The sequence below is a fragment of the Roseisalinus antarcticus genome, from assembly GCF_900172355.1.
GTDB lineage: Bacteria > Pseudomonadota > Alphaproteobacteria > Rhodobacterales > Rhodobacteraceae > Oceanicola > Oceanicola antarcticus_A.
The window spans coordinates 1-11,560 of record NZ_FWFZ01000059.1 but is presented as its reverse complement, the minus strand read 5'-3'; the positions used below and the strand labels follow the sequence as shown (position 1 = coordinate 11,560).

The 11,560-nt window shown below is 66.8% G+C and carries 12 protein-coding genes, 1 tRNA gene and 1 pseudogene; 9 read left to right on the top strand and 5 right to left on the bottom strand.

All coding sequences use genetic code 11. The features are described 5' to 3' along the window. Nucleotides 1–88: pseudogene (locus ROA7023_RS24175) on the bottom strand (IS5/IS1182 family transposase); the annotation flags it as partial. A gap of 524 nt (nucleotides 89–612) precedes the next feature. Here ROA7023_RS24175 and ROA7023_RS22170 point away from each other — a divergent pair. From ROA7023_RS22170 to ROA7023_RS22145, 6 genes are read left to right on the top strand one after another with little or no spacing between them, the layout of a single operon-like run. Beyond that, entirely contained in the window at nucleotides 613–1,176 is a 564-nt protein-coding gene (locus ROA7023_RS22170; RefSeq protein WP_085881155.1) for a hypothetical protein, read from the top strand. Nucleotides 1,177–1,179: 3 nt separating this feature from the next. Beyond that, the gene (locus ROA7023_RS22165; RefSeq protein WP_085881154.1) at nucleotides 1,180–2,559 is read left to right on the top strand and encodes a phage portal protein; all 1,380 of its coding nucleotides are present in this window, start codon (nucleotides 1,180–1,182) and stop codon (nucleotides 2,557–2,559) included. After that, nucleotides 2,549–4,336, top strand: a complete 1,788-nt coding sequence (locus tag ROA7023_RS22160) for a prohead protease/major capsid protein fusion protein (RefSeq protein WP_085881153.1) — start codon at nucleotides 2,549–2,551, stop codon at nucleotides 4,334–4,336. Before ROA7023_RS22165 ends, ROA7023_RS22160 begins: the two co-directional genes overlap by 11 nt. Continuing rightward, entirely contained in the window at nucleotides 4,336–4,554 is a 219-nt protein-coding gene (locus ROA7023_RS22155) for a phage head-tail joining protein (protein ID WP_085881152.1), read from the top strand. Before ROA7023_RS22160 ends, ROA7023_RS22155 begins: the two co-directional genes overlap by 1 nt. A gap of 3 nt (nucleotides 4,555–4,557) precedes the next feature. Next, a complete protein-coding gene (locus tag ROA7023_RS22150) occupies nucleotides 4,558–4,887 on the top strand; it encodes a DUF2190 family protein (protein ID WP_085881151.1) in 330 nt (109 codons plus the stop codon). 4 nt (nucleotides 4,888–4,891) lie between these two features. Further along, the gene (locus ROA7023_RS22145) at nucleotides 4,892–5,092 is read left to right on the top strand and encodes a hypothetical protein (protein WP_085881150.1); all 201 of its coding nucleotides are present in this window, start codon (nucleotides 4,892–4,894) and stop codon (nucleotides 5,090–5,092) included. On the opposite strand, the gene ROA7023_RS22140 is transcribed toward ROA7023_RS22145, so the two are convergent. From ROA7023_RS22140 to ROA7023_RS22120, 4 genes are all read right to left on the bottom strand, one after another. After that, nucleotides 5,074–6,345, bottom strand: a complete 1,272-nt coding sequence (locus ROA7023_RS22140; protein ID WP_085881149.1) for a tyrosine-type recombinase/integrase — start codon at nucleotides 6,343–6,345, stop codon at nucleotides 5,074–5,076. The two genes, ROA7023_RS22145 and ROA7023_RS22140, sit on opposite strands and share 19 nt — an antisense overlap. 146 nt (nucleotides 6,346–6,491) lie before the next feature. Further along, nucleotides 6,492–6,581 (bottom strand) — tRNA-Ser (locus ROA7023_RS22135). Nucleotides 6,582–7,772: 1,191 nt separating this feature from the next. Beyond that, nucleotides 7,773–9,131, bottom strand: coding sequence for a sensor histidine kinase (locus tag ROA7023_RS22125; RefSeq protein ID WP_085881147.1), 1,359 nt, complete (start codon nucleotides 9,129–9,131; stop codon nucleotides 7,773–7,775). Beyond that, complete coding sequence (locus ROA7023_RS22120) at nucleotides 9,128–9,787, bottom strand: response regulator transcription factor (protein ID WP_085881146.1); 660 nt, start codon at nucleotides 9,785–9,787, stop codon at nucleotides 9,128–9,130. The genes ROA7023_RS22125 and ROA7023_RS22120 overlap by 4 nt, the downstream gene beginning before the upstream one ends. Before the next feature lie 144 nt (nucleotides 9,788–9,931). On the opposite strand from ROA7023_RS22120, the gene ROA7023_RS22115 reads away from it, so the two are divergent. From ROA7023_RS22115 to ROA7023_RS22105, 3 genes are all read left to right on the top strand, one after another. Beyond that, nucleotides 9,932–10,264 (top strand): PepSY domain-containing protein, encoded by a 333-nt coding sequence (locus tag ROA7023_RS22115; RefSeq protein WP_085881145.1) that lies wholly within the window; start codon nucleotides 9,932–9,934, stop codon nucleotides 10,262–10,264. Then, the gene (locus ROA7023_RS22110; RefSeq protein WP_085881144.1) at nucleotides 10,257–10,940 is read left to right on the top strand and encodes a cytochrome b/b6 domain-containing protein; all 684 of its coding nucleotides are present in this window, start codon (nucleotides 10,257–10,259) and stop codon (nucleotides 10,938–10,940) included. Before ROA7023_RS22115 ends, ROA7023_RS22110 begins: the two co-directional genes overlap by 8 nt. A 187-nt stretch (nucleotides 10,941–11,127) precedes the next feature. After that, a complete protein-coding gene (locus ROA7023_RS22105; protein WP_085881143.1) occupies nucleotides 11,128–11,490 on the top strand; it encodes a hypothetical protein in 363 nt (120 codons plus the stop codon). The last annotated feature ends 70 nt before the right edge of the window (nucleotides 11,491–11,560 follow it).

The window sequence follows — 11,560 nt, the reverse complement described above, 5'->3', positions numbered from 1 at the left end:
CATCAACGCGTGGCACGCCATGGCTCTTCGGAAAATAGGGCCTCAGCCGCGCCATCTGAGCCTCGCTCAGCCAATACAGATCGCTCATCATGCCCCCTTTGGTTCGGGGACGATGAATCACGCAGACTGCGCAGCCTCAACCCGTTGAATGGGTCCTGAGCCTAGCAAAGTTGCGGAATGACCGCTGTGGGCTCCTAGCCAACATCTGACAACTCTGCTCAGGTGCGATCCGGTCTTCTTCTTCACGGCCCGCAGGATCGCAGCCGCCTCCTTCTCAAACGCCTTCCGGCTCTGGCGCGGCGAGCGGAGCATAGCGTTGGCGCTGGTGCGCCCCCCGTTCATGGAAGCCGTTCCGGCAAGGCTCAACTGCTGCTGCCACGGGGCATTGCTCATCGTTTTCTCCATCGCTGGGAAGGGGCGCAGCGACCCGGCGGGAAGAGGACAGGGGAACCAGCCGGGCCGCCGCAAGGTATCGGGCTCTCACTCCGATTGCCGGGCACGGCTACCCGGCGACACATGCCTACCGCACATATCTAACTTCGTCAACTCTGACTTGTTGACATCCGATTTAGCTTCAGCGATGTTCGGCCCGCTCAACTAGGAGGCCGACACGTGACCCAGACCTTCACTGCCGCTCAGATCGGCGGGTTCCTCGCCGGACCGCGGCTCTCGCCGGAGACCGGGCGCCTGCGCTTCAAGAATTTCACCGCGAATGGCTACATCCCGACCCGGATGCGCTCGGAGACTGACAGGCGCGGCACCATCCTCTACTCCACGGGCGACGTGCTAATTGCCGCGATCCTGTCCGAGATGGTGGACCTCGGCGGGCTGTCCAAAGAGGCGATGCGGGCCGCCGCGACGCGCCTGCACGCTTGGCACATCGGCGAGGCCGATCCCGACGGCCCGAAGCCCCCGGAGTCGCCCGCCCAGTGGATGTGGCGCATGTTTGTCGCGGACCCGGCAACGCCGCCCGGTTTCACCCTGCAGGTCCAATGGCAGCGGCACCCCTCGGGAGCCGTCAACTGCCGGGCCGCCCTATCGCACGGCGAATACGGAGAATTGTGCGAGGGTATGACGCTGCGGGAAGGCGATGTGCCTGTGGCGTCGCTTGTGATCCCGATCGATCCGATCCTGCTGGTCCTGCTGGGAAAGATCAGGCGGGCTGGGATGAACTGACCGATGCGCATCCCCCGACCCTCCGAGCTGATCCGGCTCTTCCGCGACGGCCCCGCGCCGTCCGCCGTCCGTTCGGCCTTCGAAGGGGCGAGCGGCCGTCGTGCGGCGGGGTTCGGAAGGGCGTTCGGGTCGCACGGCCCCGAGACGCTGGCGGCCGGGCCGACCCTTAGACCCCGCGCCCGGTCCGCGCACGCGAACAACCCGCTGGTGCGGAACGCCGTAGACGCCTTCGTGGCCGAGACCGTCGGCGCGGGGATCGAAGCCATTTCGGCGCATCCCGACCCGGCCATGGCCGAAACCATCTCCGGCGCGTTCTACGCGGCCGAGTTGGACGCTGACGGGCGCACCGACTTCCGGGGCATGACGGCCGCCGCCGTGCTCGCCGTGCTGGTGGACGGTGAAGCCTTCTTCGTCGCCGAGCGGCGCGACGGGCGCACCGTCTGGCGTCACATCCCGGCCGAGTTCGTGGACGAGTCCGACACGCGCGAGTTGTCGGACGGCTACGTGGTGGCCGGTATCGAGTTCGCGAACGACGGAACCCGCCGCGCCTACCATGTCCGTCCGCAGCGGCCGACCGACCTATTCCCCGGCACCCACGCGTCCATCCGCGTCCCGGCCGAAGACATGCTGCATGTGTTCCGCCCGCTCGGCCCCGGGCAGGTGCGCGGCGTGTCGGCGCTCGCCCCGATCCTCTCCACCCTCTCTGAATACGGTCAGTCCAGCGACGCGCTGCTGGTCAAACTGAAGGCTACCGCTATGCACGTGGCGTTCATCACCGACGTGAACGGCACGGCCGCCAGCGCATACGACGCGGCGGGCATTGGCGAAGAGGGCCTGTCTCCCGGGACCGTCTACCGCCTCGGGATCGGCGAGGATGTTCGGACGGCCTTTCCCGACGCCGCTCAGGACGCCCCAGCCTTTCTGAAGACCATGCGCCAGCAAATCGCGGCGGGGCTCGGCGTGCCCACGCACCTGCTGGACGGCGACCTCAGCGACGCCAACTATTCGTCGCTCCGGGCGGGTCTGCTGCCCTTCCGGGCGAAGGTGGAGCAGTTCGTCTATCACACGCTGGTCCCGCAGTTCCTCGACCCGATCTTCCGCCGCTTCGTCACCGACGAATACCTCGCCGGGCGGCTGGACCTGCCCGACCTCGCCCCGGCCCTGAAGGCCGAGTGGCTGCCCCCGCGCCACGCGCAGGTGGACCCGCAGAAAGACATGGCCGCCGCCGAGACGGCCTTGCGACTGGGCCTCACGAGCCGCCGTCAGGCCGTCGCGCAGATGGGGTGGAACGTGGCCGAACTGGACTCCGAGATCGCCGCAGACCGCGCCCGGGAAGCCGGGCTGGGCCTGTCCTTCAGCACCGGAGGCGACGATGCCGTTTGATGACGCCATGATCCGCGCCGCCACCACGCGGCCCAACTCCTATGACCCGGAGACGCGCACCGTCTCGGCCGTGATCGCCACCGCGCACCCGGTCACGCGGCGTGATGCCCGTGGCCCGTTCTCCGAAATCCTGACGGCCGACACGCTGGACCAGTCGGCCGCCGAAGGTCTTCCCGTTCTCGACAGTCACCGCACGGCGTCCGTGCGTGACCAAGTGGGGCGGGTCCGGTCCATCGTCGTGGAGGGCGGGTCGGTCATCGCCCTCTTGGAACTGACGGCCGCCGAAGATGCTGCGCCCATCGTGCAGCGGATCGCGGACGGCACGGTGAGCGGGGTGTCCATCGGATACCGCATCGCCGGGTGGACCGAGGAATCCACGCCGAATGGAAGGGTGAAGAGCCCGACCGGGTGGCGGATCACCGAGGTCACGTTGACCTCCAACCCGGCGGACCCCGCCGCGCGACTGAGGCATCAAGAGGAGTCCCCCATGCCCCAAGAGACCATCGAAACCCCGTCGGCCGAAGAGGCCGAGGCGCAGCGCCGGAGCGACATCCGGGGACTGGTCCGCTCGGCCGGGCTCGGCCCGGATGTGGCCGACCAACTGATCGACCAGAACGCCGATATGACCGCCGCCAAGGCGGCCGTCTTCGACGCCTTGGAGAGTCGCCGCCGCTCGGCCCCGGTCATCCGCACCCACGCCCCGGCGAACGATGACCCCGCCACGATCCGCCAGCGGCGCGAAGAAGCGCTGCACATCCGGATGGCGGGCGGCGAGCCCGCGCCCGAGGTCCGCCAGTATATGGGTGAGTCCTTCCTCGACATGGCCCGTGACAGCCTCGTCCGGGCCGGTGTTAGCACGCGCGGCATGACGGCCGATGAAGTCTTCACCCGGGCGGGCGAGCACGCCACGTCGGACTTCCCGCTGCTGGTGAGCAACGCCATGGGCAAGTCCGCCCTCGCCAGCTACCGCGCCGCCGAAAGCCCGCTGAAGCGTCTCGGCCGCCAGCGCAGCCTGAGCAACTTCAAGACCGCCACGTCCATCCGCCTCGGCGAGATGGGGCGGCTGGAAGAACTGAGCGAGTCCGGCGAGATCACCCACACCAGCCGCGCCGAGAACGGCGAGACGATGAGCCTGAAGACCTACGCCCGAGGGCTGAACGTCTCGCGCCAGCTTCTCATCGACGACGACCTCGGGATGCTGGGCGACATGACCGCTGCCTTCGGCGAGGCCGCCGCGCAAACCGAAGCCGACATCCTCGTGGACCTCGTGACCGGCAACCCGAACCTCAGCGATGGCACGGCCGTCTTCCACGCCAGCCGGGGCAACCGCGCCGGGACCGGCCTGTCGCTCGGCTCGACGGGCGACATGGCGGCGCTGGAAGCCGCGCGGAAGGCCATGCGCGGTGTGACCGGGCTGGACGGCAAGACGCTCATCAACGTCACGCCCAAGTTCCTGCTGGTGGGGCCGGAACTGGAGTCGGCCGCAGAACGGCTGCTGGCCTCGATCTACCCCGCCACGGTGGACGACGTGAACGCTTTCGGCTCCAAGCTGAGCCTGCTGGTGGAGCCCCGCATCACCGATGAACGCTGGTATGTTTTCGCCGACCCGGCCCGCCTCGCCGCGATCCAGTATGGCTACCTCAGCGCGGCGCAGGGCGTGCAAATCCAGCGGGCCGAGGCGTGGTCCACGCTGGGGCTCAAGTTCCGCGCGTGGCTCGACTTCGGCGCGGGCTGGCTCGACTGGCGGGCCGCCTACCTGAACGAGGGCACGGCCTGATGCCGCTCACCGTGGCCGAACTGATCGCCGCCCGTGATGCGCTCCTGCGTGCTCGGGCGGACGGCGTGCGGCGCTACCGGGACGCCAACGGCGAAGAGGTTGAATACCGCTCCGACAGCGAAATGGCCAAGGCGCAAGCCGCCCTGGACTCGGAGATCGCCCGGGCGGCCTCGGCCCGGCCGACCTCGCTCCGCTTCATCACCACGAAAGGACTCTAGACCATGAAGACCTATGTGCAGCCCGGCGAGCGGATCACCGTGACCGCCGCAGCCGCCGCCAGCGCCGGGGACGGCGTGCTGGTCGGCAACCTCTTCGGCGTGGCCTTTGGGGACGCCGAGATCGGCGACAGCCTCACGCTGGCCACCACGGGCGTCTACACCATGCCGAAGGTCAGCACCGATGACTTCACCTTTGGGGCCATCGCCTACTGGGACGACGGCAACGGCGTGGTCACGACCGACGACGACACCGGCAGCAACGCCCGGATCGGCCTCGCCGTCACCGCCGCCGGGAACCCCAGTGCCAGCGTCAACGTGCGGCTGGACGGCTGAGACGATGCGCTCCACCCGGCACATGACGGAACTGGACCGCCTGCGGGCGGCTCTGGTGACTGTCGCCAAGCTGGTGGAGCGCAACCCGACCTTCGCGCCGATCTTCCTGCGGCTGGAAGAGGAAATCGAAGCGGAAGAGGCACTGGCCAGCGGCGACGTGCTGGCCCGCGCCCGTGCCGTGGCGGCTCAGAGCGCGACGCGCTGAATTTGGTCCCGTAGGGCCGCCAGCGACAAGCCCTTGCCATACCGCTCGCGATTAAGGGCGTGGCCGAAGAGGTCGCGCCTGACCCGCTCATCTATGCCCGCAGCCAACAGCCGGTCTTCAAACGAATGACGCAGCCCGTAGAGAGAATGACCCATGGTCTCCAAAAGCCCGTTGGACCGGAGATACTTGTTCACCGTGGCCGACAGCCCGGACGAGTTGGTCAGGTAGCGGGGGAAGCCGCGTTGCGCGGCTTTCATCGCGTCCAGCGAAACGCCGCAGAGTGGAATGACCCGGCGGGCGTTGCGGGTCTTCAGTTGCCGCCCCACGGGCTCAATCGAGATGTGGGGCACGTCGCCGTCCAGATGGATTTGATCGGCCGTCAGGCCCGCCAGTTCGCTCGGCCGTGCCCCGGTGTTCACCATGGCCCGCACGATGCCACGCGCATCGGGATTGAGCCCGTCAAGCGCACCGTCGGCCAAGAGCCGGTCCTTGATCCAGCCTTTGGAGAAGGGCGGCCGCTGGCTCGCCTCGCCTTCCTTGAAGCTGAGGTCGGACAGGGGCAGCACCAGCCCCAGCCGCTTCATCTTGTTCACGGTCTTCAGCACGTCGCCAAGGTGGATCAGGTCCTTGTTGGCCGAGTTCGGCGTGAGCCCGCCCGACTCCAGCCGGTCCATCCACCAGTCGCGGAAGTCCAGCATGTCGTCTCCGGAGATGTCTGGAAGTGCCTTGTCGCCCACAACAGCAATGAAGTTGCGCACCGCTTTCACACGCGGGTTCTTCCAGCGCCGAAGTTGGTCCGCGCTCTTGCCGATGGACTTGTCAGCGGCGAGGGACCAATAGAGGTCCAATGCCCGCGAGACGGTTATCTGGGGCTCCGGGACGCCGCCCAAGATGGCGTTGGCCTCTCTTTCGTCCGGCTCACCGTCGCGGCCAACGGTGGCCTCTACGCGGGTCAGGAGGTCTTCGCGGCGCAACTCGGCAACGCGCGTCGCGGGCAGGTATCGGTGCCCTCGGATTGCCGCGAGTTCACGGGCGGCCTCGAAGCGTCGTTCGGCATCGCCGGTATCGCCCGCCAACTTGGCTTCCCAGCCTTCGACCAAATGGGACCAGATGGACTCGGCCTTCTGGCTCGCCACCTTGAGGGAATCGGTGTGGAGGCTCTGGTAGATCGTCTTGCGTTCTTCGACGCCCTCGTAGCGCCGGGGCACCCGCTTCCGCAGGTGGTATTGGCTGCCTCGCATCATGATCGTCATGGCCACACCCTCGACAACGCCCCGTGTGGCGGATTGTGGGGCGAAATGTGTGGCAAAATCAAGCACAGACTTGACTGCGCAAGCAACCGCCCTAACCTCTGTATCTGTTTTTGCTGGGAAAAACTATTGGACCATGGCCAAGTTTTTGGCGGAGACGAAGGGATTCGAACCCTCGAGACGGTTTCCCGTCTACTCCCTTAGCAGGGGAGCGCCTTCGACCACTCGGCCACGTCTCCGCTGGTCGATATATCCATCTCAGACCAAGGAAACAAGGCCAAACATCAATATGAAGGCAAGCTAAGCTTTGGAACCACTGATAGCTGCTCGCACTCGAAATCGGCACGCATTCGCATGGATCAGTGGCAAGAACCTGGCAGTTTTTCAGATGCGGTCAAAGGAAAATTTTTCGTGTCTGATGCACGGCTTCGATCGCGCCTAACTGTCCCCCAATGGCAAAGGTCGCCGAGACGGCGCTCGGCCGTGATGATCTGCAAGCCATTGCTGGCGATGGCTACTTCAGTGGCTCCGACATCTTCGGATGCAACCGGGTCGGCATGACCCACGGCCGTGCCGCACCTCGAAACTTCCAGCAAGTGAGCGCATTCGTCGACCCGATGGGCGCTTCGCAGCTTCGATACCGGTGGAACCCGGCATGCTCTTCCGCCCCAACCCGCCCTCGCAATACGAATAGGCAGGTCTCGTCAGCCTGAATGCTGCCCAGCGATATTATCCCAAGAGGTGCGTCGGCGAACAGACCACCAATTTCCTGGAGCCCCGGGTCATCGCGAGGTAAAGGCTCTTCCTGTTCCTTGCTGCATCGCAGTCGAAGTCACGCGCATCCAGGATGACAGCGACATCGCCTTCGAGACCCTTGAGCAGGAGCGGACTCCAACGGCTTTCGATGGAAGGAGTCGCCCGAGGACGCGCTGCTGTTCGCGGATGCGCTTTGCGGCCTCCAGAAAGCTAACATCGGGGCCGGACGATCGGAGCGCCTTGATGCAAGTGCGCAGGATCTCCGGCCGGAACGTCCGCGCACCCTGCGCGGCCTCGAGCGCCTCGAACAGGGCGATGAGGAAGGCGGCGTCCCCAACTTCCCGGTATCGGATGGCCGCAACTTCATGCGCCTCGGGCGGTGTTCGGTGCCGACCCGTGGCGATTATTGTCGCTCGGGCAGCGATGCCCTCCCGATCAACGCCCGTCATGACCGCGAAGGCGAAGCCGAGAGCGGCTTCGAGGTGCCCCGGGGCGACACGGTCGTGCAGGGGACGTGTCCGCCAGCACGCCCGCCTTACGGCGAAGTCCAGGCGCGGGCAGCCGAGGAACTGGCCCTGCTGTCGGAAGGCTCTGCGATAGCGGAGATGCTGAGCGACTGCGCCGTGATGCGGCAGCAAGCGCGGGTTTGCCGATGTTCCGGCACTTGCCTCCTACTACGCGGCGCGCCTCGCAGTGGGGCCCGGGACTTCGGTTGGCAACCTGAGCGACGCCTGGAAACCGGAAGATGTTCCCGGACGCGGAGACTCCAGAACGAGCGAACTCCCGATCCGGTCAGCAATGGCGGCGACGATGGCGAGGCCAAGCCCGCTACCGTCGGCATTCGCGTTCGCCCTTTCGAAGCGCGCCGTGAGGCGGTCGAGAGTATCGCGTGGCAGGACCGGGCCGTCGTTCGCGACAGAAAGCAGCCCGTCCGCGGTCAACGTGACGTCGACCGTCGTGTTCTCGGCTCCGTGACGGAGCGCGTTTTCCATGAGGTTGCGGCACAGGATGGCGAAGGCGTCGGGGTCGATATCGGACATGACGGCTGTCCCCGGCAGTGCAAGCGCGATGCGGTCCTTCGCAATGGCGCGTCCGAGATCGTCCACCACCACACGGGCAACCGCCCTCAGGTCGGCGCTACGGTCCATCCGCAGCCGCCCGCCTTCGGCCCGGGCAAGCTGCATGAGGCGTTCGGAAAGCCGGGTCAGGCGCTTGAGCGTCGCCTCAATCTCGGCGGCACGCGCTTCGGTGGCCGGCTCCTGCGTCTCCGCCCTCAGCCGCTGCGCCTGAGCGATTGCGCCGGCCAGCGGCGTTCTCAACTCGTGGGCCGCGTTCGCGGCAAAACTGCGCTCGGCCTCGAACGCCTCGCGCAAGCGGGCCAGAAGGCTGTTGAGCGTCTTGGCCAGTGGACCAATCTCCGTCGGCAGATCGTTGGCAGGAACCTCCGACAGGTCGCGGGCGCCGCGCGCCTCTAGCCGAGCGCGGAACCGGCGCAGCGGATCGAGGCTGAAGCGAACGGCAAGAAAGATAGCCACCAGCGCGATCGGCAGCAAGATGAGCAGCGGCAGGCCGAGGCCCATCTGGATCTCACGCGCGACCGACGCGCGATGGGCCAGCGGCTCGGCGACGGTGATCCGGATCGTGTCCTGAAGCGCCGCGTCGCTGTAGAACCGGTGGGTGGCGGTCTGCCGAAACCCGGGCCCGTTCCAGGGCGGGAATACCGCCGCGTCGGCCGCGTGGGATTGCAGCAGAATGCGCCCCTCGGCATCCTGCACGAGGTAGGTGAAGAACTCGTCATGCTCCCGGATCGGCGCGAGCCGCTGCGTGATCCCCTGATCTTCGCGGCCCACGATATCGGTCACTGCCAGCGGGAGGATGCGTTCCGCAGTCTCCCGCAGGGCGCTGTCGAAGACCTCGTCCAGCTCGCCCCGGACGATCACGGCCGTCACCGTCGCCGCGAGCAGCCACAGCACCGTCAGCGCCAGGCCGAGCGACAGGCCGAGTCGGCCCTGAAGGCTCGCGGGCCACCTCATGGACGGCCCAGCCTGTAGCCCATGCCGCGCTCGGTCTCGATGACCGACGTCCCCAGCTTCTTGCGCAGGCGGCTCACATGGACCTCGATGGTGTTGCTCTCCACCTCCGCGTCGAAGGCGTAGAGCTTCTCTTCCAGCTGTGCCTTGGACAACAGCTGGCCGGGACGTGCGAGGAAGGCTTCGAACAGCGCCCATTCCCTTGCGGTCAGTTGCACCGGCTTGCCCTCGCGATGAACGCTGCGGGCGGCGAGATCGATTTCCAGCGGCCCGTGGATGACGATTGGGTTCGGGTTGCCGCTGTAGCGTCGAGCGACAGACCCGATCCGCGCGGACAACTCAGCGAGATCGAAGGGCTTCACGAGATAGTCGTCGGCGCCCGCGTTCAGCCCCTCGATCCGATCCGACACCTGGTCGAGCGCGGTCAGGATGATGACCGGGGTCACGTCTCCGCGCGCGCGCAAGCTCTTCAAAAAGCCGATCCCGCGCCCGTCCGGCAGCATCAGGTCGAGCAGGATCAGGTCATAGGACGCGGATTTCACGGCGTCGCCGGCCGCATCGAGGCGCATCATCCAATCGACCGACCGCCCATCGGCCGCGATCTGGTCGCGCACCGCCGCGCCAAGCACCGTGTCGTCCTCGATCAGCAGGATGCGCATGCTCGTTCCCGTCCTCTTCCGATGACACTCCATGATCCGTCTGGCTGACACGAAGCTGAAGAGGCGGGATGCTTCCCTTCAGGCTGCCGTCAGCTTCGCCGCGCATGAATTGCGTCAAGATGGCCGCATAGAGGAGTTTGGCCCATGAAGAAGACATTGACCATTCTCGGCTTTCTCGCGGTCTTTCCGGCCGGTGTCGCGCTGGCGGACGACGACTGCTTCGTACCGATGACCGACTGGCAGCCGCGCGACGCCGTCGCCCGGCTGGCCGAGGAAAACGGCTGGACGGTGCGCCGGATCAAGATCGACGACGGCTGCTACGAGATCGACGGCCGCGACGCCGAGGGGCGCCCGATCGAGGTGACCGTTCATCCGGCGACGCTCCAGGTGATCGAGTTCGAATACGAGGACGAGGACGACGACGATCGGCGAGACCAGGATCGGGGCCGGGATCGCGAAGGAGGCGACGATGACTGACGCAATCCCACACCAGGCGCCAGAGATGAACACGGCGCCGAGCAGCAAGGTCCGTGTCTGGGATCCGCTGGTCCGGGTCTTCCATTGGGGTCTGGTCGCGGCCTTCGCGACCGCATGGCTGACTGCGGACGAGCTGCAACCTGTCCACGAGTTCGCAGGCTACACCGTCGCCGGACTTGTCGCCTGCCGGCTGGTCTGGGGCCTCGTCGGCAGTCGCTACGCGCGCTTCGCCCAGTTCCTGAAAGGCCCCGGAGAGACGCTGGCCTATCTCGGGGACATGACCCGCGGACGCGAGCGGCGCTACCTCGGCCACAACCCGGCGGGCGCGGCGATGGTTGTGGCGCTGCTGATGACCCTGTCGGGGACAGCTTTCACCGGCTGGCTCATGGAGGACGAGGCCCGTCTGGCGATGCTTCCGTCCATGCCCGCAATCGTGGCGCCCGCCTGGGCCGACGGCGACGGCGACCGCTACGGCGACGAGCGGGAATACGGTGCGCGGGGCGAGGTCGAGGGACCGCTGAAGGAGGTCCACGAGACGCTTGCCAACCTGATGCTGCTGCTGGCTGCGCTGCATGTTGGTGGTGTCGTTCTGGCCTCGTTCCGGCACCATGAGAACCTGGCGCGAGCCATGGTGACGGGCGACAAGCGCGGACCTGGTCCCGGCGACATCGCCTGACGGCCCCCATACCCAAGGCCGACCGTCCCTTCGGCCCCGCCTGGCCTCGCCCTCACGGGCGGGGCCTTTTTCTTTCGGAAGCCGCTCTCTTCCTGACGGCAAGCTGAAGCGGGAATCGCCGATGCGTCAGGAAGCCCTCAGGTCACGTCTCCAGATTGTCCTCAGCAGATGACAAGGAGACCCTGCCATGAAGAAGACCCTGACACTTCTGGTCGCATCCACGGCTCTGACCGCCGCGATCGGCATCCCCGCCTGGAGCGCGATGCAAGCCCCGACCGATGGCGCCCTTCGGCCCGTCACCGCGCTCTTCGATGACGCCTCGCAAGCCATGCCGCTCGTTCTCGCAAGCGACGAGGACGACGACGACGACCGCTGGCGGGACGGCTCGCGTCGCGGCCACAACGAGGACGACGAGGACGATGACTGCGACGACGATGATGACGACGATTGCCGCGGTGGTGCCCGCAATCCAGCGCCCGCCGGCACGGTCGCCCCTCCGCAGAACGAGCTCTTTGGAAACGGCGCTCCGCCGCAGGTCCAGGTGAACTGAGCCCGGTCGAGCCCCCTGTCATTGAAAATGGACCCAAACCCATGAAATCTCTTCTCGCAACGCTCGCGCT

Bases quoted from the DNA above. Each gene is read 5' to 3' on its own strand.
- ROA7023_RS22140 (WP_085881149.1), bottom strand. From the start codon at position 6,345: ATGACGATCATGATGCGAGGCAGCCAATACCACCTGCGGAAGCGGGTG.
- ROA7023_RS22160 (WP_085881153.1), top strand. From the start codon at position 2,549: ATGCCGTTTGATGACGCCATGATCCGCGCCGCCACCACGCGGCCCAAC.
- ROA7023_RS22115 (WP_085881145.1), top strand. From the start codon at position 9,932: ATGAAGAAGACATTGACCATTCTCGGCTTTCTCGCGGTCTTTCCGGCC.
- ROA7023_RS22155 (WP_085881152.1), top strand. From the start codon at position 4,336: ATGCCGCTCACCGTGGCCGAACTGATCGCCGCCCGTGATGCGCTCCTG.
- ROA7023_RS22125 (WP_085881147.1), bottom strand. From the start codon at position 9,131: ATGAGGTGGCCCGCGAGCCTTCAGGGCCGACTCGGCCTGTCGCTCGGC.
- ROA7023_RS22165 (WP_085881154.1), top strand. From the start codon at position 1,180: ATGCGCATCCCCCGACCCTCCGAGCTGATCCGGCTCTTCCGCGACGGC.
- ROA7023_RS22120 (WP_085881146.1), bottom strand. From the start codon at position 9,787: ATGCGCATCCTGCTGATCGAGGACGACACGGTGCTTGGCGCGGCGGTG.
- ROA7023_RS22150 (WP_085881151.1), top strand. From the start codon at position 4,558: ATGAAGACCTATGTGCAGCCCGGCGAGCGGATCACCGTGACCGCCGCA.
- ROA7023_RS22145 (WP_085881150.1), top strand. From the start codon at position 4,892: ATGCGCTCCACCCGGCACATGACGGAACTGGACCGCCTGCGGGCGGCT.
- ROA7023_RS22110 (WP_085881144.1), top strand. From the start codon at position 10,257: ATGACTGACGCAATCCCACACCAGGCGCCAGAGATGAACACGGCGCCG.
- ROA7023_RS22105 (WP_085881143.1), top strand. From the start codon at position 11,128: ATGAAGAAGACCCTGACACTTCTGGTCGCATCCACGGCTCTGACCGCC.